Raw genomic sequence first — 17,936 nt, 5'->3', positions numbered from 1 at the left:
TCTATGTCAGTTTTGGGTAACTCAGGCGAAATTAAATGTGCAATTGGTCTGATGAGTGGCACGTCGATGGACGGCATCGATGCGGCGATGATCTACACCGACGGCGTGAAAGTTGAACGTCTTGGCCCATCTCTGACGCTTCCCTACACACCTGCGATGCGTGATCAAGTGAAAAAAGGGCTTAGCCTCGCCACCAGCTGTTCCCATAACACACCCGTGCCCGAGGATATCAAGCGGCTGGAGCAGGACCTTACCGACTGGCACGCGGACGCTGTAGATGAACTATTAGCTGTAACCGGGCACACAGCCGCAGATGTCGACGTGATCGGGTTTCATGGCCAAACCCTCACCCACAGGCCTGACCGACACTGGACCTGGCAAATTGGCGATGGTGGCCGCTTGGCGGGGCTCACGGGCATTAAGGTGGTGAATGATTTTCGCACCGCTGATGTGGCCGCTGGGGGCGAGGGGGCACCTCTTGTGCCGCTTTATCACGCTGCGCTGCTTGGGCGCGCTCGCAGGCACCAAGTGGTCGCGGTTCTCAATATCGGCGGTGTGGCAAATGTAACATGGGTGTCCTTTAAAAAAGGCGCTGACGATCCAGAGATTGTTGCGTTTGATACTGGTCCAGGCAATGCCATGATGGATGATTGGGCCGAAATTCATACGGGCAAACCTGTGGATACAGACGGAAACCTGGCGGCACGGGGCCTGAACCACGAAGAAGTGGTAATGGGGTTAATGGCATCATCATATTTTGATGAAAAACCACCCAAAACACTGGACCGTGACGATTTCAACATTCAGGCTGTACGGGGTCTGTCAGCAGAAGACGGTGCTGCAACGCTTACGAATTTTGTTGTGGAATCCGTTATCTCGGCGCAGAGCCATTTCCCGTTACCACCAGATGCCTGGTATGTAACCGGAGGCGGGCGTCACAATCCAACTCTGATGCGCAGACTGAGGCGGCGTATGCCGGTGCTTGTAGATCCGATTGAGGTTCTGGGGCTAAGGGGCGATGCAATAGAAGCCGAGGCTTTTGCCTTCCTTGCCGTACGGTCGCTTCGCGGATTACCGCTCAGTCTTCCAAGCACTACAGGGTGTGATGCGCCGACAACGGGAGGCGTATTACATAAACCAAGCTCGCGCCGCGCGCGCTGGAGCGGCAAGGCATGAAAAAGGGCGGTATGAACCGCCCCATTCCGAAATCTATTATCATAGTTACTCGCCAGCGCTGAGGCGCTGGTTGAGGTATGAATTAACTGATGACATCAGGTGGTTCAATTCATTCTCAAAGAAATGGTTCGCCCCCTTCACGGTATCATGGTGAATGGTGATGGCTTTTTGTGTTTTCAGCTTTTCAACAAGCTTCTGTACCGAAATTGGCGTCACCAGATCATCCTGATCAGCTTGAATGATCAAACCGGATGACGGGCATGGTGCCAAGAATGAGAAATCATAAAGGTTTGCTGGTGGCGCGACGGAGATAAAACCTTTTATCTCAGGACGGCGCATCAGCAATTGCATGCCGATCCAGGCACCAAATGAGAAGCCCGCGATCCATGTGCCTGTTGAATTTGGGTTCATCGACTGAAGCCAGTCAAGCGCAGATGCAGCATCGGACAGTTCACCCGTGCCTGCGTCAAATTCGCCCTGGCTACGGCCGACACCGCGGAAATTGAAGCGAAGTGTCGCGAAACCCCGATGCGCGAAGGCGTGGTAGAGGTAATAACTGATCTTCTCATCCATCTTCCCACCATACTGAGGGTTGGAATGAAGGATCAAAGCGACGGGAGCAGTATCGGTTTTACCAGGTTGATAACGGCCTTCAAGGCGACCGGCTGGTCCACTGAAAATAATTTCGGGCATCTGTGATCTTTGTGCGCTTATAGTTAGTTGGCATGATGCGGAACTATTTCCGCGATGAGGTCTTGACCTTCGTATATAGAATTTTGGTACCGAATCGCAAGCAAACTCGTGTGCAAGCATGAATTTAGAATTGAATGCTTGTAGGATGCACCTTATGTCAGGCGCTATGAAAAACATGATCTATCTCGATTACAATGCCACAGCCCCGATCCGGAGGGCCGTCATTACAGCCGTGGCTGAGGCTATGGCTGTGTATGGCAACCCTTCGTCTGTGCACGGTGCAGGGCGTGAGGCGCGGGCTTTGGTTGAGCAGGCGAGGGCGCAGGTTGCCGCCTTGGCTGGTGCGCGTGCACGCGATGTCACGTTTTGCTCCGGCGGGACTGAGGCGAGTAATACGGTGATTCGTGGCGCGGGTGCGGCGTCTCTGATTATCTCCTCCGTTGAACATGATTGTGTCCGGGCCGCAGCAGAGGCGAGTGGGCTTCCTGTGTATGAAATTCCGGTTGATGGTGACGGCGTTGTTGATATGACAATGCTTGAGCATCACCTGAAGGAAGCGCCAAAACCGGCGCTTGTGTCGGTTATGTATGCAAACAATGAAATGGGAGCCATTCAGCCCATTGCCGATATCGTTGCCTTAGCGCATGAAAATGGCGCTCGGCTACATACAGACGCAGTGCAGGCAGCAGGCAAGATCATGATAGACCGTGCCGCGCTTGGTGCGGATTATCTAACCCTTTCTGCGCACAAGATCGGCGGTCCGCAAGGTGTTGGCGCCATTATTTCCGCGCCGACGGCCCCGCTGAAAGCGCTTATTGCGGGCGGCGGACAGGAACTTTCTCGCCGGTCAGGCACTGAAAATGTTGCGGGCATTGTCGGATTTGGCGTTGCGGCGCTAGAGGCTATGGCTGATATCGCTATGGCAGACAAACTAGGCATCATGCGAGATCGGTTGGAATCTGAGATTAAAGCACATACGAACGCTGCGCAGATTGTGGCGGAACGAGCACCCCGGCTCGCCAATACCAGTTGCATTGCGATGCCTGGGGTGAAAGGTGAAACCCAGGTGATGCATTTCGACTTGAGCGGCATATGTGTTTCCAGCGGGTCTGCCTGTTCATCGGGCAAGGTAAAGGTTAGCCATGTGCTGGATGCGATGGGTTATGAAGCGGGCGTTGCTGATGCATCGGTTCGCATCTCACTAGGCTACAACACAAGCGATGACGACATCGACAGGTTTGTTGCTGCGTGGAAGAAACTCTATGACCGAACGGCAGTACAGGGGTAGGGGATGACGGTTAGGCCAATTTACCTTGATTATCAGGCAACAACACCGCTTGACCCTCGGGTGCTCGACGCCATGATGCCGTTTTTCACTGAGAAATTTGGTAATCCGCATTCCAGTACCCATGCCTATGGCTGGGAAACTGAGGCTGCGCTTGATATCGCGCGTCAGCAAGTGGCCAGCGTTATTGCTGCTGACGAGGGTGAGGTCATTTTTACCTCAGGTGCCACAGAGGCCAACAATCTCGTCTTGAAAGGAGTGATGGACGCGTGGGGGAAAAAACGCCCCCACATGGTGACTGTAGCAACCGAGCATAAATGTGTGTTGGAAGCAGCAGCGGTATGCGCCCATCATGGATATGATGTAACGATACTGCCGGTTGGTGGTGATGGTATTGTTGACCTCAATAGAGTGGAAGAAGCCATTACGGGTAGTACCGCACTTGTCTCGGTGATGGCTGTGAACAACGAGATAGGCGTTATCCAACCGCTTGCGGAGATTGGTAGGCTGGCAAGGACAAAAGGCGCGTTGTTTCACAGCGATGCCGCACAAGCGTTTGGCAAAACGCCATTAGATGTAGCTGACATGCAGCTCGATTTCATGAGCATATCCGGTCACAAAATATATGGCCCAAAAGGCGTTGGCGCCCTCTACAAGCGTTCAGGACGTTCCACGGCATTGACGCCACAAATGTCTGGTGGTGGACAAGAGGCTGGCTTGCGCTCTGGCACGCAAGCGCCTGCACTGGTAGCAGGGCTTGGCGCCGCATCTGCGCTCGCGGCGACTGATATGATGCAAGAGGCTCGGCGGCTTGAGAGCTTGATGATAAGGCTGAAAGATGCCTTGTTTGAGATTGCTCCTGATATACTGATTAATGGGTCTGAAGAGAAGCGCTGGGTAGGAAACCTGAATGTGAGTTTCCCCGGCATCGACGGTGACATGTTGTTGGCCAGTGTACGCCACCTCGCGCTTTCAAGTGGCGCGGCGTGTGCTTCAGCCGTAAGCGGGCCGTCCTATGTCCTCGAGGCGATCGGGCGCTCAGCGGCGGAAAGCAAAGCCGCGCTGCGGATAGGAATTGGCAGATTCACGACAGATGAAGAGATTGACAAAGCTATTGCCATACTGCAGAGCGCAATACGAACTCTGCGAAAGGGTGCGGCATGAGTAAGCTGAAGGTCATTTTTGTCCATCCTGATGGGACAGAGCAACAGGTAGACACAGAACAAAATGTCACCGTATTGCAGCTCGCTCATGAGCTAGGTTTGGAAATGGAGGGGGCGTGCGAGGGGAACATGGCATGCTCAACCTGCCACATCGTAGTGGACAAGAAGGATTTTGACCGTCTTCCGGAAGCGTGTGAAGACGAAGAAGAGATGCTTGACCTGGCCGTTGGGCTGACTGCAACGTCAAGGCTCGGGTGCCAAGTGTTGCTAACCGATGAGCTAGATGGTATCCGGCTTTTTCTGCCAAAAACCACACGAAACATGATGGGTTTTTGATAATCTTGCGACACAGGCTACGTTTGGGGGTGCCATGACTTTTTCTGCGATAGATGAGTTTGAAGATAACAGCCTCTATTCAGAGATTGACTATGGAAACATCAAATACTGCAATATCTACTACAAGCGCATCTTGAATGCTGGCGGAATACCGCTGCCAGCCTTTTGTAAAGAAATCGCCAAAGAGAGAAGAGCAGAACTTGAAAGCAAGAGGAAGATTAAGCCCAGGGATGATTGCGAGTTAAACTTTCTGCGCCTGATGCAGGTTGTTAGGCTGCCCAAGAAGACGGATCAGGCAAAGATTGGCCAGATGGCCAGAGTATTGTTGCGTCAATACCCTGATGATGTTTCGGTACGGGTCACTCTGGCAAAAATCTATATAGAGCGGGAACAATACAGCGCGGCGGCACAGATGCTGCAGGTTGTTTGCAACCTTGACCCTAAGGATGCAAGATCCTTGGCGCTTCTTGGACTGTTGGCATCACTTGGGGGAGACCATGGACGCGCTTTGTCGTGCGCACACAAGGCGTTGAACATGGGGGAGCACCTCAATCACACAATGCCAAAAGCCTTTTTGTTTGGTAACCTGTTGATTGGGCGCGGTGCTATGGTTAGCCCGTTTGATTCCCGCGCGGTGTTTAGTGCGTTTCCTGAGACTTTTGACGTCGCTTTGGAGCAGGGAGCCAACCCGCTTGCTCAAGCAGTTGAGTTTATCGCGGAGCCTGACCTTTCCAATGAGCACCCGATTGTCTTCTTCTCCTGCGATAGTGGCTATCTGGAAAAATTTGGGCAAAATCTGCTGCTGTCAATGGTCGAGTGTAGGGACAAGCTGTCATTTCATGTGCATGTCGTAAATGGAACGCGGAATAACTTCGAATGGCTGACCACCTTCGCTGATCGGTATGCAGTGTCGCTGATCATATCTCATGAGACCATTGAGCGAGGAGGGTTGGCGAAAAACCCAAGTTACCTCGCTTCTAACAGGTTTATTCTCGCACCGTTCTTTTTGAACCGTTTCAAGAGGAATTATCTGATCCTGGATGCTGATTCAATTTTAAATAGCTCTCTGAAATTATTTAATTTCTTCAGAAAGGTGACGAAGCCAGCGCTGTATTATATCGAGCATGGGCCGGTGTGGGACAAGATTTCAGCGCCGTTCGTTTATCTTCCTTTTGAGAATAAGGGGACTGAAAAATTCTCGCTCGCGTGTCGCCATTATTTGTTGTCGATCTTTGGGGATCCTAACAAAAAAGGCTTTTGGTACGTGGACCAAGTGGCACTATTCGGGAGCTATTTGAAGTTTGTTGACGATATCTCGCTGATTAAAGGGACGGTACTGTCCGACACGGAATGCTCTGATGAAGCAATTTTCTGGACATTGTCAAATGATAAAGCACCAGCCAGATACCTCGAGAAATGTGCCGGGCTCAAACAACAAGAAACAGCATAGCAGGCTTGGTTTCTTGAAAGTCTTATAAGAATAGTTATCTTAGACTACATAAATAAAAAACGATGCGAGGATACTATCATGACGAGGAACACAATATTTCTGGGGGTTTTAGGGCTCATAATCGCAGCTGCTGCGGTATCAAGTTGGGTTTCTGACGACCCGTCCTATGAGAGCAGTTGGAAAATTGCGGGCGAGAACGACCTGGTAATTGAAAGCGATAGCCGTGAAATTATCGTTCATTCCGGAGATGCAGAGATCAACTGCAAAACAAACGGCGGTAGCGTAACCGTCGAGCGCCCAAGCGGTAAAAAAATCACTATCACCTGCGACGAGTAAGACCTGAATGGATTATTGAGAGCTGCCTGAGCTTATTCAAAACGCTCAGGCAGATGATCATCGTCGATCAAGTCGGTGAAGCGGGTACATTCTTTCTCAAATGCCAGGTGCACGGTGCCAACCGGGCCGTGACGTTGTTTGCCGATAATCACTTCAGCCTTGCCATATAGGGCCTGCATCTGTGCCTGCCACTCCGCGTGTTTGGTTTGGTCGCTTTCTGACGGCTGTTCTTTTTCCTTGTAGTATTCCTCACGGAACACAAACATGACCATATCGGCGTCTTGCTCAATGGAGCCGGATTCACGCAGGTCAGACAGCATTGGCCGCTTGTTTTCGCGCTGCTCCACTCCACGACTAAGCTGTGATAGCGCTATAACCGGGACATGAAGTTCCTTAGCTAACCCTTTGAGACCACGCGTAATTTCAGATATTTCCTGAACGCGGTTTTCCGATGCTGTGCCTTTTCCAGATCCACGAAGGAGTTGGAGGTAATCGACCACAACCAGCCCAAGGTTATGCTGGCGCTTCAGCCGGCGAGCACGGTTTCTGAGGGCAGCAATCGTCAGCGCAGGTGTGTCATCAATGAAAAGCGGTGTATCTTCCAGTTCAATGGCAGCACGGGCGATTGCTTCAAACTGGTCCTGCGTCAATTTACCCTGGCGCATGGCGTGAGATTGGATCGGATCCGGGCCGTTGTAGTGGCGGTTCGCGATGTCCGACAGAATACGCGCGGCCAATTGGTCGGCCGACATCTCGAGGCTGAAGAAGCAGACAACCGCCCCTTTGGAGCGGTCGGGATCAATGCCTGCCAGCTTGTCATCAGCGTAGCGTTTTGCGGCATTGAACGCGATATTGGTGGCGAGCGCGGTTTTCCCCATGGCTGGGCGTCCAGCAAGAATCATGAGGTCCGAGTTATGCAGCCCGCCAATCTTTTCATTCAGTCGCGTAAGGCCCGTTGTAACGCCTGAGAGACTATCTGGGTCCTTATATGCGTTCTCAATGTTCTCCACGGCCGTTCTTAGGGCGCGGGAGAATGCCTGCGCCCCTGTCTCCGCCTGTCCAAGCTCAGCCAGATCAAAGAGCTGTTTTTCAGCGTCCGAGATCTGTTCGCTCGCTTCGGCGTCAACAGGGGCGTCGTACGCGTCGTTAACCATCTGCTCCCCGATCTGAATAAGCGCGCGGCGCATGGCAAGATCATAGATGGTACGGCCGTAGTCTTCGGCATTGATGATGGTGGCTGCTGAGGCTGCGAGGCGAACAAGATACTTCGCGCCGCCCACATCCTTGAGCGCTTCATCGTTTTCAAAATAGGGTTTTAGCTTAACCGGGTCGGCTATCTGGTTCTTGTCCATCAGTTTGAGGACAGAATCATAAATGCGGCCATGCACCGGCTCAAAAAAGTGATCGGCGTTCAGGAAGCCCTGAACTTTCTGGGCAGCTTCATTGTTAACGAGAATAGAGCCAAGGAGTGCTTGTTCCGCCTCAAGGTTGTGAGGTGGCTGGCGGTAGTGCGGCAATTGATCTTCGTCGTTGGCAGCGTCTGACTTCAGCGCTTCCATAGGTAGCCCTCCGTGGTGTTGTCCCTGAGCCGGGCCTTATGTGCAGCAGAACCGCATCCCGTTTGAGGCGTGACCATGCCACAGGGTAGGGAAGCGTTGAAACCGCTAAATTGGCTTTTCCACTGTTAAGTTTTCCACAGGGGTATAACTTCGGGGATAACTTAACAGTGGCTGGCAGCAGACACAAAAAAGGCGGCTCGAAAGCCGCCTTTTCAAAAGGTATTAGCGTGTGATCAAGCGTCAGCTTTTTCAGCGTCGTCTTCAGCGGCAGCAGCCACTTCTTCAACAGCTTCTTCTGGCGCTTCTTCTTCGAAGAGTTCTTCAACAACTTCTTCTTCAACCACATCGTCGTCATCAGAAACACCGCCTGTTACAGCAGAACCAGTTGAGAACTGGGTCTCTGCCTCAGCCTCAGAGCGGGCAATGTTGACAACAACAATCTTGGTAACTTCAGGGTGCAGACGAATAACAACGTCGTGCAAGCCAAGAGTTTTGATTGCGCGGTCGAGAACAACCTGGTTACGGCTGATAGCAACACCAGCTTCAGTAACAGCATCAGCGATATCACGGCTTGATACTGAACCATAAAGCTGACCGCTTTCACCAGCAGCGCGTACCATAACAACTTTCAGGTCGCCCATTTTGGCTGCAACAGCTTCAGCTTCTTTACGACGCTCAAGGTTTTCAGCTTCAAGGCGAGCTTTATCAGCCTCAAACGCAGCTTTGTTCGATGCCGTAGCACGAAGGGCTTTGTTTTGTGGCAGCAGGAAGTTACGGGCAAAACCGTCCTTAACGGTTACGACATCGCCCATCTGGCCGAGTTTCTCGACACGTTCCAGCAGGATGACTTGCATTTTATGTCTCCTTTAGGGTGAGCGATTAGCTGACGATAAACGGCAGCAGGGCGATGTTACGGGCGCGTTTGATTGCTTTAGCAAGTTCACGCTGTTTCTTTGCAGAAACGGCAGTGATACGGCTAGGAACGATCTTGCCACGCTCAGAAACATACTTCTGAAGCAGTTTTACGTCTTTGTAATCAATTACTTGTGCATTTTCACCGGAAAACGGACACGTTTTACGACGGCGGAAAAAGGGACGACGAGCAGCCATTAGCGGGGCCTCCTTTCGCCACGGTTATCACCGCGGTCACCACGATCGCCGCGGCTGTCACCACGGTCACCACGGTTGTCACCACGATCGCCACGATCTGGACGAGGGCCGCGACGCTCTTTGTCAGCTTTAGCGCGAAGTACGATAGAATCGCCAGCTTCAAGCTCTTCAACGCGGATAGTCATGAAACGAATTACGTCTTCATGAAGGCGTGCTTGACGCTCCATCTCAGCAAGAGCAGCGTGTGGCGCGTCAATGTTCATCAGAACATAGTGGCCTTTGCGATTCTTTTTGATTTTGTATGCGAGGTTCTTGAGACCCCAGTATTCGGTCTTAGCGACCTTGCCGTCATTCTCTTCGATGATCTTGGAGAAGTCGGCAGTGATGCTTTCCACCTGCGAGGCATTTACGTCCTGCCGCGCGATGAAAACATGCTCGTAAGTAGCCATGTTTTGCTCCTAAATGCTGATCGTTCACCAGTCGCAGTGACGGGTGCCTCCAGCTCTCCTTAACAAATGCCCCTTGACCTTCACTGGCCAAAAGACGGGCCTCTATAGCGCCATGCCATGTTAAAAGCAAGGGAAAGCCTGCCATTGGTGAATAAAATCCTCTAAACTCTTGCGCTAACGTTACGGCATGTGCCATTTGGCGCTAAAGAGATGGGCAATCGGAGGTGGTTTATGACCCGCGCACTCGTGTTCCCCGGCCAAGGCAGCCAGTTTGTCGGCATGGGAAAATCATTAGCAGATGCTGAGGAAGCTGCACGCCTTGTTTTTGAAGAGGTGGATGACGCTCTTTCCCAGCATCTTTCCAAAACTATGTGGGAAGGCCCGGAAGATGAACTGCGCCTGACCGAAAACACGCAGCCAGCCCTTATGGCCGTCTCAATGGCGGTGATCAAGGTGCTTGAGGCGGGCGGTGTAAAGGTTGAAGACCTGGCCAGCCATGTGGCGGGGCACTCGCTTGGTGAGTATTCCGCTCTCGCAGCCGCAGGCGCCTTTTCGGTTTCCGACGCAGCAAAGCTTTTGAAGCTGCGCGGGCAGGCGATGCAGCGCGCTGTGCCGGTGGGTGAGGGCGCTATGGCTGCTATTCTCGGCCTCAGCCTTGAAGATGTGAACGCAGTTGCAGAGGAAGCCGCTGCCGGTCAGGTCTGCGTAACCGCGAATGACAACTCAGACGGCCAAGTGGTGGTTTCCGGCCACAAGGCAGCTGTTGAACGCGCGATAGAGCTTGCAAAGGCAAAAGGCGCTAAACGCGGCTTGTTGTTGCCCGTGTCTGCACCATTCCATTGCCCGCTGATGAAACCTGCGGCCGATGAAATGAAAGAGGCACTCGCGGAAGTGAAGATTGACCGGCCTGTAGTTCCTGTGATCGCAAATGTCATAGCGGCGCCAATCAGCGAGCCAGAGGGTGTTCGCACGCTTCTGGTGGAGCAGGTGACTGCCGCAGTCCGTTGGCGTGAGAGTGTTGCGGCATTTGGTTCGCTGGGCGTGCATGAAGTGGTTGAAGTGGGGGCCGGGAAGGTGCTGACAGGGCTGGTTCGGCGTATTGACCGTGATCTCGCCACAGTCAACCTTCAAGATCCAGCGGATATTGAAGCGTTTACGGCGTCGCTTTAAAGGTTAAGGGGTATATCTATGTTCAATCTAGAGGGTAAAAAAGCACTGGTAACAGGTGCGACTGGCGGTATTGGTGCCGCTATCGCCACCATGTTGCATAGTGCTGGTGCAGAAGTTGCGATTTCGGGTACGCGTGCCGAGAAGCTTCAAGAACTGGCGGCTAGCCTCGGTGAGCGCGTGCATGTGATCGCCGCGAATCTCTCCGACCGTGCGAGTGTTGACCAATTGGTGAAGGATGCGTCGGAAGCCCTCGGCGGTGTCGACATTCTCGTTAATAACGCGGGTATCACTAAAGACAATCTCGCCATGCGTATGAAAGATGACGACTGGGATAGCGTGATGCAGGTGAACCTGGAGAGCTCATTCCGGCTCATCAAGGGGCTGATGCGCGGTATGATGAAGTCGCGCTGGGGTCGTGTGGTGAATATTACCTCTGTGGTTGGCGTGACCGGAAATCCGGGGCAGGCGAACTATTGCGCCTCTAAAGCAGGCATGATTGGTATGTCAAAATCGCTGGCGTCTGAACTTGCGAGCCGCGGTATCACCGTCAATTGTGTGGCACCCGGTTTTATTGCGACACCCATGACAGACGTGCTGAATGACGAACAAAAAGCATCCATCACCAGCGGTATTCCAAGCGGTGAACTGGGGGCGCCGGAAGATATTGCGGCTGCGGTCTTGTATTTAGCCAGCAACGAAGCAAAATATGTCACGGGCCAAACGCTGCACGTAAATGGTGGCCTGGCGATGATTTAAAGTAAGATTGGTTTTTGGTGCTTTTTTGTTTTGTCCCAAAGGCCAATAGTTGGTAGAGGTAGTGCCAAGGCGCTTGCCATAAAAGCATAACAGTGTCTTCTCAAAGAGAAGAAACTGTGTTACTAGCGCCCTCGATGCGGGCGATCTGGCTCATGATTGCTAGGATTTCCGCAAAACGAGGGGGCTTCAAACAAGGGACTGTCCCCTTACATTTCGGTGTAAAAAACGAGGAAAAAAGCAATGAGCGATATCGCCGACAAGGTGAAGAAAATCGTAGTCGAGCACCTCGGTGTTGACGAAGATAAAGTAACCGACACCGCTAGCTTCATTGACGATCTGGGCGCTGATAGCCTGGATACCGTTGAACTGGTTATGGCGTTTGAAGAAGAATTCGGTATTGAGATCCCGGACGATGCAGCTGAAAAAATTCAGACTGTTAAGGACGCGATCGATTTTATTAGCGCGAATTCCTAAGCTGAATCTGTTATTCAGTGGGGCAACAGCCGGGCCGCGGGGTTAGGCTGTTGCCCTTTTTCATTTTCTGTCAGGTTGGGCTGATTGATTGAATTGAGGATGGACAGATGAGACGAGTGGTAGTTACGGGATTAGGCATGGTTTCGCCACTGGCTTCCAGTGTGGACGAAACATGGAAACGCCTGATTGAAGGTCAGTCTGGTGCTGGCCAGATTACACTTTTTGATGCAAGTGATTTCCCCTGCAAAGTGGCATGTGAAGTGCCTTTGGGGGACGGATCTGGTGGCACATTTAATGCTGACGACTGGATGGCGCCAAAAGACCAGCGCCGTGTTGATAATTTTATCCTGTTTGGCATGGCTGCAGCGATGCAAGCCGCGCGTGACGCGGGTTGGGAAAACCCAGGCGAAGAGGAATGCCTGCGTACTGGTGTGATGATTGGTGCTGGTATTGGCGGACTGCGCTGGATTGCAGATTCGGCCGTGTTGCTGCATGAGCGCGGGCATCGGCGGATCAGTCCTCACTTTATTGCGGGCTCCATTATCAATCTGGTTTCAGGTAACGTGTCCATCAAGTACGGCTTTAAGGGCCCGAACCACGCGCCTGTCACCGCATGTTCAACTGGCGCGCACGCCATCGGCGATGCGGCACGGCTGATTATGCTTGATGATGCAGATGTAATGATCGCAGGCGGCGCGGAAGCTTCCATTTGCGGTATCGGCATGGCAGGTTTTAGTCAGGCCAAAGCGCTTTCTACAAAATATAATGATGCTCCAGAGCAAGCTTCACGCCCATGGGACAAAGGCCATGACGGCTTTGTGATGGGTGAGGGTGCTGGTGTTGTTGTGCTTGAGGAACTTGAGCACGCCAAAAAACGCGGCGCCAAAATTTATGCCGAAGTAACTGGTTACGGTATGTCAGGTGACGGTTATCACGTCACTGCGCCGGTTCCGGATGGCAACGGTGGATACCGCTCCATGGAAGGTGCGGTAAAACGCGCGGGTATCAGCATTGATGAGATTGATTACATCAACGCACATGGTACCTCGACACCAGTTGGTGACCCGATTGAGTTTGGTGCCGTGAAGCGCCTTCTTGGTGATCACGCAGCAAAAGTTGCGATGTCGTCTACAAAGTCGTCCATCGGTCACCTTCTCGGTGCTGCGGGCGCTGTTGAGGCCATTTTCTGCATCAAAGCGATCCAGGAAAACATCGTGCCCCCAACCCTGAACCTGCATGACCGTGCAGAGGGTTGTGACGGTATCGACCTCGTACCTCTCGTGGCACAGGAACGCGACGTGAAGGTGGCACTTTCAAACTCGTTTGGGTTTGGTGGCACCAACGCGTCACTCGTGATGCGTGAATACAACGGCAACTAATAAATACATCTGCAGATAACAAGACCGGCTTTGGAACTTGAAACTTGCCTGATAGGCTAACCTCATGATCCGGAGCCGGTTTTTTATTATCTGCCTGTTTGCTATATGCATGCTCACCATATGGGTGAGTGTGGCGTCTGGTGTGGCGCGGGTTATTCTCGCGCGACCAGCGCAGACAGCTGAGACAGCATACTATTATATTGCGCCCGGTAGTGGCTTGCTGCGCGCAAGCTATGTTGCTGAAAAGCAAGGGATTGTCGCCTCCGCGTGGCATTTCAGGGTTGCTGCACAGATTCTTGGTATGGAGCGCAGCCTGCAAGCGGGTGAATACGAACTTGTACCGGGCATGTCATTACGCGCCACATTCACCAAGATTGAGCGCGGGGAGCGCTTCCTGCGCCGTCTAGCGGTGCCGGAGGGCCGCAGTGTGGCGGAAGTTGAGGCGATCCTCGAGGGTAGTTTTGGGCTTGATATGTCCGACTATTCACGACCGGCGGAAGGCAGCCTGCTACCGGATACCTATTTCTATGAGCGTGGTGATAGCGCAAAAAAACTTATCGGGCGTATGCAGGTTGCGTTATGGGCCGAGGTTGACCGGCTTTGGGCTTCCCGTCAGGCTTCACTGCCGCTGCAAAGCCCCGAAGAAGCCCTTATTCTTGCGTCTATTGTTGAGAAGGAAACCGCCGTAGCGTCAGAGCGCCCACTTGTCGCAGCGGTTTTTATAAACCGGCTTAAGCGCGGTATGCGCCTACAGTCTGATCCCACGGTGATATACGGCATAACCAGCGGGGAAACCCTCGACAGACCTATCATGCGCTCTGACCTAAATAAGACAACCCCTTACAATACTTACCGGATTGGCGGGCTACCACCAACACCTATAGCCAACCCCGGCAGAGCCTCAATCGCAGCCGTGTTAAACCCGGCGGATGTTTCCTACCTTTATTTTGTCGCAGACGGCAGCGGCGGCCACGCGTTCGCGGATACGCTCAATGAACATAACCGAAATGTGGCCCGTTGGCGTCAGATTGAGGCGAAGTCGCGGCGATAACTGTTGCGGGATAGCTTTTTGGGGTGCCGTTTGCAGACGAGGCTCTCTATAGTGCGGCAATGTTTTATTGAGGAAGGAATATTATGCCGCTTAGCAGTATGACCGGTTTTGCCCGCAGCGCAGGGGAAGGCGCTGGCTTTCGTTGGAACTGGGAAATCAAGAGCGTCAACAACAAGGGCCTAGAGGTGCGGTGCAAGATGCCGACCTTTCTTGATGGCTTTGACCTGCAGATTAAGCGCATCGCTGGGGCCGCGGTCTCACGAGGCTCGGTTTTTATTAACCTCAATGTGACCCGAGACGGCGATGAAGCCGTGTTCGAGATCAACGAAGAGCGACTGAAAGCTCTTATTGACGTAGCGGCTCAATACGGTGGGCATGGCGGAGTTGCCCAAGCAAGTATTGACGGCCTGTTGGCGATTAAGGGTGTTGCTGACCTGAGCGTCAGGGAAACCAGCGAAGATGAACGTGAGCAGCTTGAAGGTTTGCTCACGAGGGATCTGGCTGGCCTGCTGGCAGACCTCAAACGCGCGCGCAACGATGAAGGTGTGCGTATGGGAGAGGTGTTGACCACACAGCTCAAGGACATTCAAGCTTTGTCGGAACAGGCCCGTAGCGTGGCAGGTGACAGGGTTGAAGCGATGCAAAACCGCTTTTTGGCGCAACTGGCTAAGCTGCAAAACACAGACAAACCAGTGTCAGAAGAGCGTCTGGCGCAGGAAATTGCTATGATGGCCGTGAAGACAGACGTGCAGGAAGAGCTTGACCGGCTTGACAGCCATGTTGTCGAAGCAAAGAAACTGTTGGATAGTGACAAGCCTGTCGGACGGCGGCTGGATTTCCTTTGTCAGGAATTTAACAGGGAGGCGAACACTTTGTGTTCAAAATCTGGGGATTCTGCATTGACGAAAATCGGTCTAGACCTTAAGGCACTGATCGATCAGTTCCGTGAACAAATTCAAAACATTGAATAATCTGCAAGCAGGCTAGATATATGACCGCAAAATCCGTTTATTCCCGCCGTGGGCTTATGCTCGTGATCTCCTCGCCATCTGGGGCAGGGAAAACGACGCTAACGCGGCGCCTGCTGGAAGAAGATACCGAGATAGTGATGTCGGTATCTGCGACAACGCGGGAACCTCGTCCAGGCGAAGAGCATGGGAAAGATTATTTCTTTGTGTCGCATGATCGCTTCAAGGAAATGATCGAGGGTGACGAGTTGCTGGAACATGCAGTGGTGTTTGAAAACAGATATGGGACACCACGCGGGCCTGTCATGGATGCGCTTGGACGTGGTCAGGATGTTATTTTCGATATCGACTGGCAAGGCGCACAGCAACTGGATTCGAGCACGCGCGCAATCGATTTGGTTCGCATCTTCATTCTGCCACCATCCGTTCGCGCGCTTGAAGAACGCTTGAAAAAGCGTGGGCAGGATACGGAAGAGACGATCAGAAAGCGCATGGCCAAGGCTGAAGCTGAGATCAGTCACTGGGCGGAATACGACTATGTCCTGATTAATGATGATTTAGATGCCACATTCGAATCGCTCAAAAACATCATTCGGGCCGAGCGCTTGCACAGAGAACGCCGTCCGGGCCTATCCGAGTTTGTGCGCAACCTTCAAGCTGAGCGCCAACTTCCAGCAAAGTAAGCATTTAAGGTGTTATGCCTGCATCTCGCGATAGATGCGGGCAAGCCGGACAAAATCCTCCACGCTGATATCTTCCGCGCGGCTGGTTTCAACAATATTGGCGCGGTCAAGCAACTCTGTCGCATTGACGGGCAAGCTCTTGAGGCTGGCGCGTAGCATTTTACGGCGTTGTCCAAAAGCGCGTTCAACAACAAGCTCCAGGTCTTTCAAGCGCACGGTAGGGTCAATCGGGTCAATCGGCTCAAAATGAATGACTGCACTAGCGACTTTCGGTGCAGGGGTAAAGGCAGCGGCCGGAACGTTTACCGCGATACGCACTTTACCGCGCCACTGCGCCAGCACCGAAAGGCGGCCATACGCCTTTGAGCCGGGCTTGGCGACAATCCGCTCGGCTACCTCTCTCTGGAACATCAAGGTGAGGGAAGCAAACCAAGGCTTCCATCTATCAAGTGTGAGCCACTTGATGAGCAACATGGTTCCCACGTTGTAAGGGAGGTTGGACGCGATACGTAGCGTCTCGCCTTCTTTTTGCTGAAGAATTTCAGGCTCATCAACGTCAAGAGCGTCACCCTGATGAACCGTAAGGCGGTCATTGTAGGCCTTGGATATCTGTTCAAGTGCCGGCAGGCAGCGGCTATCCATCTCGACTGCAACAACCCTTTTAGCGCCTTCATCAAGAAGGCCGCGCGTAAGACCGCCAGGGCCGGGTCCAACTTCATAGACCACGCTATTACTAAGGTCTCCGGCAACACGGGCAATTTTACGTGTCAGGTTTAAATCTAGCAGGAAGTTCTGACCGAACGACTTCTTAGCACGCAGATCAAATTCGCGTATTACCTCACGAAGAGGTGGCAGTTCCGTTGCCATTATACGGTGCCTTCCTGTGCTGCCGATGCCTTTGCCATACGCGCTGCCATCCTTATCGCCGCCAGCATGCTGTCAGTTCTAGCTTTCCCTTGCCCCGCAAGGCCTAAGGCTGTTCCATGGTCAGGTGACGTGCGAATGAACGGTAAACCGAGTGTGGCGTTGACGCCGCCCCAAAAATCAAGCGTCTTGATCGGTATCAGAGCTTGATCATGGTACATACAGAGCACAACGTCATAGTCCTTGCGCGCTTCTGCATGGAAAAGAGTGTCGGCGGGCAGTGGGTCGCTAACATCTATGCCTTCATCACGAAGGGCCCAAACGGCGGGCATGATATGGGTAGCTTCTTCAAGCCCGATGGTGCCGGATTCGCCAGCGTGCGGATTTAGGCCGGCAACGGCGATCCTTGGTCGTTCGATCCCAAAACGATGCCTCAGGTCATGGTCGGCAACTATGCCAGCATGAATTATCCTGTCTGCCGTAAGCGTGCGTGCCACGTCCTTGAGGGGTACGTGAATGGTGACGGGAATGACACGGAGTTCATCTGTAGCAAGCATCATGACAGAGGTGTCATCAGATAAGCCGCATTTGCGTGCGAGGTATTCGGTGTGCCCAGGTGCAGTGAAACCAGTTTTATAGAGCGCTGCTTTATGTATGGGGGCCGTTACAATCCCACTGATGGTACCGTTTAAAGCTAGCTCACAGGCTTTATCAAGCGCTGCAATTACGGCTCTGCCATTTTCCTGGCTGGGCGTGCCTAACCGGAGTGGTTCAGCAAGCGGGATATCTAGAACACCAAGAGTATCCGTGGGCAAATTTTCGAGCGAGGAGGGACTGACGACATGCGTGACCGGCAGATCAGGGTCAACTACATGGAGAGCCGCTGCCGCGCCAATATAAATAAATGGGGCAAGTCCTAGGTTTTCCCTTTCACGCCATAGGCGCGCTATGAGCTCCGGCCCCACGCCAGATGGCTCGCCCATGGTAATACCAAGAGGTGCAATTGCATTTGGTTCTGAAAGTGCCCGTGTCAT

20 protein-coding genes are annotated in these 17,936 nt (G+C 52.8%); 13 read left to right on the top strand and 7 right to left on the bottom strand.

Annotation, left to right across the window (positions count from 1 at the left end):
• The first annotated feature begins 3 nt into the window (after positions 1-3).
• A complete protein-coding gene (locus ACOOGA_RS00425; RefSeq protein WP_417460818.1) occupies positions 4-1,176 on the top strand; it encodes an anhydro-N-acetylmuramic acid kinase in 1,173 nt (390 codons plus the stop codon).
• A 45-nt stretch (positions 1,177-1,221) separates the two neighbouring features.
• Here ACOOGA_RS00425 and ACOOGA_RS00420 read toward each other — a convergent pair whose 3' ends face one another.
• Complete coding sequence (locus tag ACOOGA_RS00420) at positions 1,222-1,869, bottom strand: alpha/beta hydrolase (protein WP_417460817.1); 648 nt, start codon at positions 1,867-1,869, stop codon at positions 1,222-1,224.
• A 154-nt stretch (positions 1,870-2,023) separates the two neighbouring features.
• Between ACOOGA_RS00420 and ACOOGA_RS00415 the strand changes: the two genes are divergently transcribed.
• The 5 genes from ACOOGA_RS00415 (at position 2,024) to ACOOGA_RS00395 (ending at position 6,439) form a co-directional block, all read left to right on the top strand.
• Complete coding sequence (locus ACOOGA_RS00415; RefSeq protein ID WP_417460816.1) at positions 2,024-3,157, top strand: cysteine desulfurase family protein; 1,134 nt, start codon at positions 2,024-2,026, stop codon at positions 3,155-3,157.
• Between the two features lie 3 nt (positions 3,158-3,160).
• Positions 3,161-4,318, top strand: a complete 1,158-nt coding sequence (locus ACOOGA_RS00410; RefSeq protein ID WP_417460815.1) for a cysteine desulfurase family protein — start codon at positions 3,161-3,163, stop codon at positions 4,316-4,318.
• Positions 4,315-4,653 carry a ferredoxin family 2Fe-2S iron-sulfur cluster binding protein gene (locus ACOOGA_RS00405; RefSeq protein ID WP_417460814.1) on the top strand — a complete coding sequence of 113 codons (339 nt, stop codon included), beginning with the start codon at positions 4,315-4,317 and terminating at the stop codon, positions 4,651-4,653. The genes ACOOGA_RS00410 and ACOOGA_RS00405 overlap by 4 nt, the downstream gene beginning before the upstream one ends.
• 34 nt (positions 4,654-4,687) lie before the next feature.
• Complete coding sequence (locus ACOOGA_RS00400; protein WP_417460813.1) at positions 4,688-6,103, top strand: tetratricopeptide repeat protein; 1,416 nt, start codon at positions 4,688-4,690, stop codon at positions 6,101-6,103.
• A gap of 78 nt (positions 6,104-6,181) precedes the next feature.
• Positions 6,182-6,439 (top strand): hypothetical protein, encoded by a 258-nt coding sequence (locus ACOOGA_RS00395; protein WP_417460812.1) that lies wholly within the window; start codon positions 6,182-6,184, stop codon positions 6,437-6,439.
• Positions 6,440-6,471: 32 nt separating this feature from the next.
• Here ACOOGA_RS00395 and ACOOGA_RS00390 read toward each other — a convergent pair whose 3' ends face one another.
• The 4 genes from ACOOGA_RS00390 to rpsF form a co-directional block, all read right to left on the bottom strand.
• Positions 6,472-7,998 carry a replicative DNA helicase gene (locus tag ACOOGA_RS00390; protein ID WP_417460811.1) on the bottom strand — a complete coding sequence of 509 codons (1,527 nt, stop codon included), beginning with the start codon at positions 7,996-7,998 and terminating at the stop codon, positions 6,472-6,474.
• A 233-nt stretch (positions 7,999-8,231) separates the two neighbouring features.
• On the bottom strand, positions 8,232-8,852 hold the full coding sequence (gene rplI, locus ACOOGA_RS00385; protein WP_417460810.1) for a 50S ribosomal protein L9: 621 nt from the start codon (positions 8,850-8,852) through the stop codon (positions 8,232-8,234).
• Positions 8,853-8,877: 25 nt separating this feature from the next.
• Positions 8,878-9,108, bottom strand: coding sequence for a 30S ribosomal protein S18 (rpsR, locus tag ACOOGA_RS00380; RefSeq protein WP_020399103.1), 231 nt, complete (start codon positions 9,106-9,108; stop codon positions 8,878-8,880).
• On the bottom strand, positions 9,108-9,557 hold the full coding sequence (rpsF, locus tag ACOOGA_RS00375) for a 30S ribosomal protein S6 (RefSeq protein ID WP_417460809.1): 450 nt from the start codon (positions 9,555-9,557) through the stop codon (positions 9,108-9,110). The genes rpsR and rpsF overlap by 1 nt, the downstream gene beginning before the upstream one ends.
• 231 nt (positions 9,558-9,788) lie before the next feature.
• Between rpsF and fabD the strand changes: the two genes are divergently transcribed.
• From fabD to gmk, 7 genes are all read left to right on the top strand, one after another.
• A complete protein-coding gene (gene fabD, locus ACOOGA_RS00370) occupies positions 9,789-10,727 on the top strand; it encodes an ACP S-malonyltransferase (RefSeq protein ID WP_417460808.1) in 939 nt (312 codons plus the stop codon).
• An 18-nt stretch (positions 10,728-10,745) separates the two neighbouring features.
• Positions 10,746-11,483: a 3-oxoacyl-[acyl-carrier-protein] reductase gene (gene fabG / locus ACOOGA_RS00365; RefSeq protein WP_417460807.1), complete on the top strand. Its 738-nt coding sequence runs from the start codon at positions 10,746-10,748 to the stop codon at positions 11,481-11,483.
• A 240-nt stretch (positions 11,484-11,723) separates the two neighbouring features.
• Positions 11,724-11,957, top strand: coding sequence for an acyl carrier protein (locus tag ACOOGA_RS00360; protein WP_194212262.1), 234 nt, complete (start codon positions 11,724-11,726; stop codon positions 11,955-11,957).
• Between the two features lie 107 nt (positions 11,958-12,064).
• A complete protein-coding gene (gene fabF / locus ACOOGA_RS00355) occupies positions 12,065-13,336 on the top strand; it encodes a beta-ketoacyl-ACP synthase II (protein WP_417460806.1) in 1,272 nt (423 codons plus the stop codon).
• Positions 13,337-13,400: 64 nt separating this feature from the next.
• Positions 13,401-14,387: an endolytic transglycosylase MltG gene (mltG, locus tag ACOOGA_RS00350; protein ID WP_417460805.1), complete on the top strand. Its 987-nt coding sequence runs from the start codon at positions 13,401-13,403 to the stop codon at positions 14,385-14,387.
• Between the two features lie 83 nt (positions 14,388-14,470).
• Positions 14,471-15,358, top strand: a complete 888-nt coding sequence (locus tag ACOOGA_RS00345) for a YicC/YloC family endoribonuclease (protein ID WP_417460804.1) — start codon at positions 14,471-14,473, stop codon at positions 15,356-15,358.
• A 20-nt stretch (positions 15,359-15,378) separates the two neighbouring features.
• Entirely contained in the window at positions 15,379-16,038 is a 660-nt protein-coding gene (gene gmk, locus ACOOGA_RS00340; protein WP_417460803.1) for a guanylate kinase, read from the top strand.
• A 12-nt stretch (positions 16,039-16,050) separates the two neighbouring features.
• On the opposite strand, the gene rsmA is transcribed toward gmk, so the two are convergent.
• A complete protein-coding gene (gene rsmA / locus ACOOGA_RS00335; RefSeq protein ID WP_417460802.1) occupies positions 16,051-16,905 on the bottom strand; it encodes a 16S rRNA (adenine(1518)-N(6)/adenine(1519)-N(6))-dimethyltransferase RsmA in 855 nt (284 codons plus the stop codon).
• The gene (gene pdxA / locus ACOOGA_RS00330) at positions 16,905-17,936 is read right to left on the bottom strand and encodes a 4-hydroxythreonine-4-phosphate dehydrogenase PdxA (RefSeq protein WP_417460801.1); all 1,032 of its coding nucleotides are present in this window, start codon (positions 17,934-17,936) and stop codon (positions 16,905-16,907) included. Before pdxA ends, rsmA begins: the two co-directional genes overlap by 1 nt.

This window comes from Kordiimonas sp., assembly GCF_965216265.1.
GTDB lineage: Bacteria > Pseudomonadota > Alphaproteobacteria > Sphingomonadales > Kordiimonadaceae > Kordiimonas.
The sequence above is the reverse complement of the archived record's forward strand: the minus strand, read 5'-3'. Positions and strand labels throughout refer to the sequence as shown.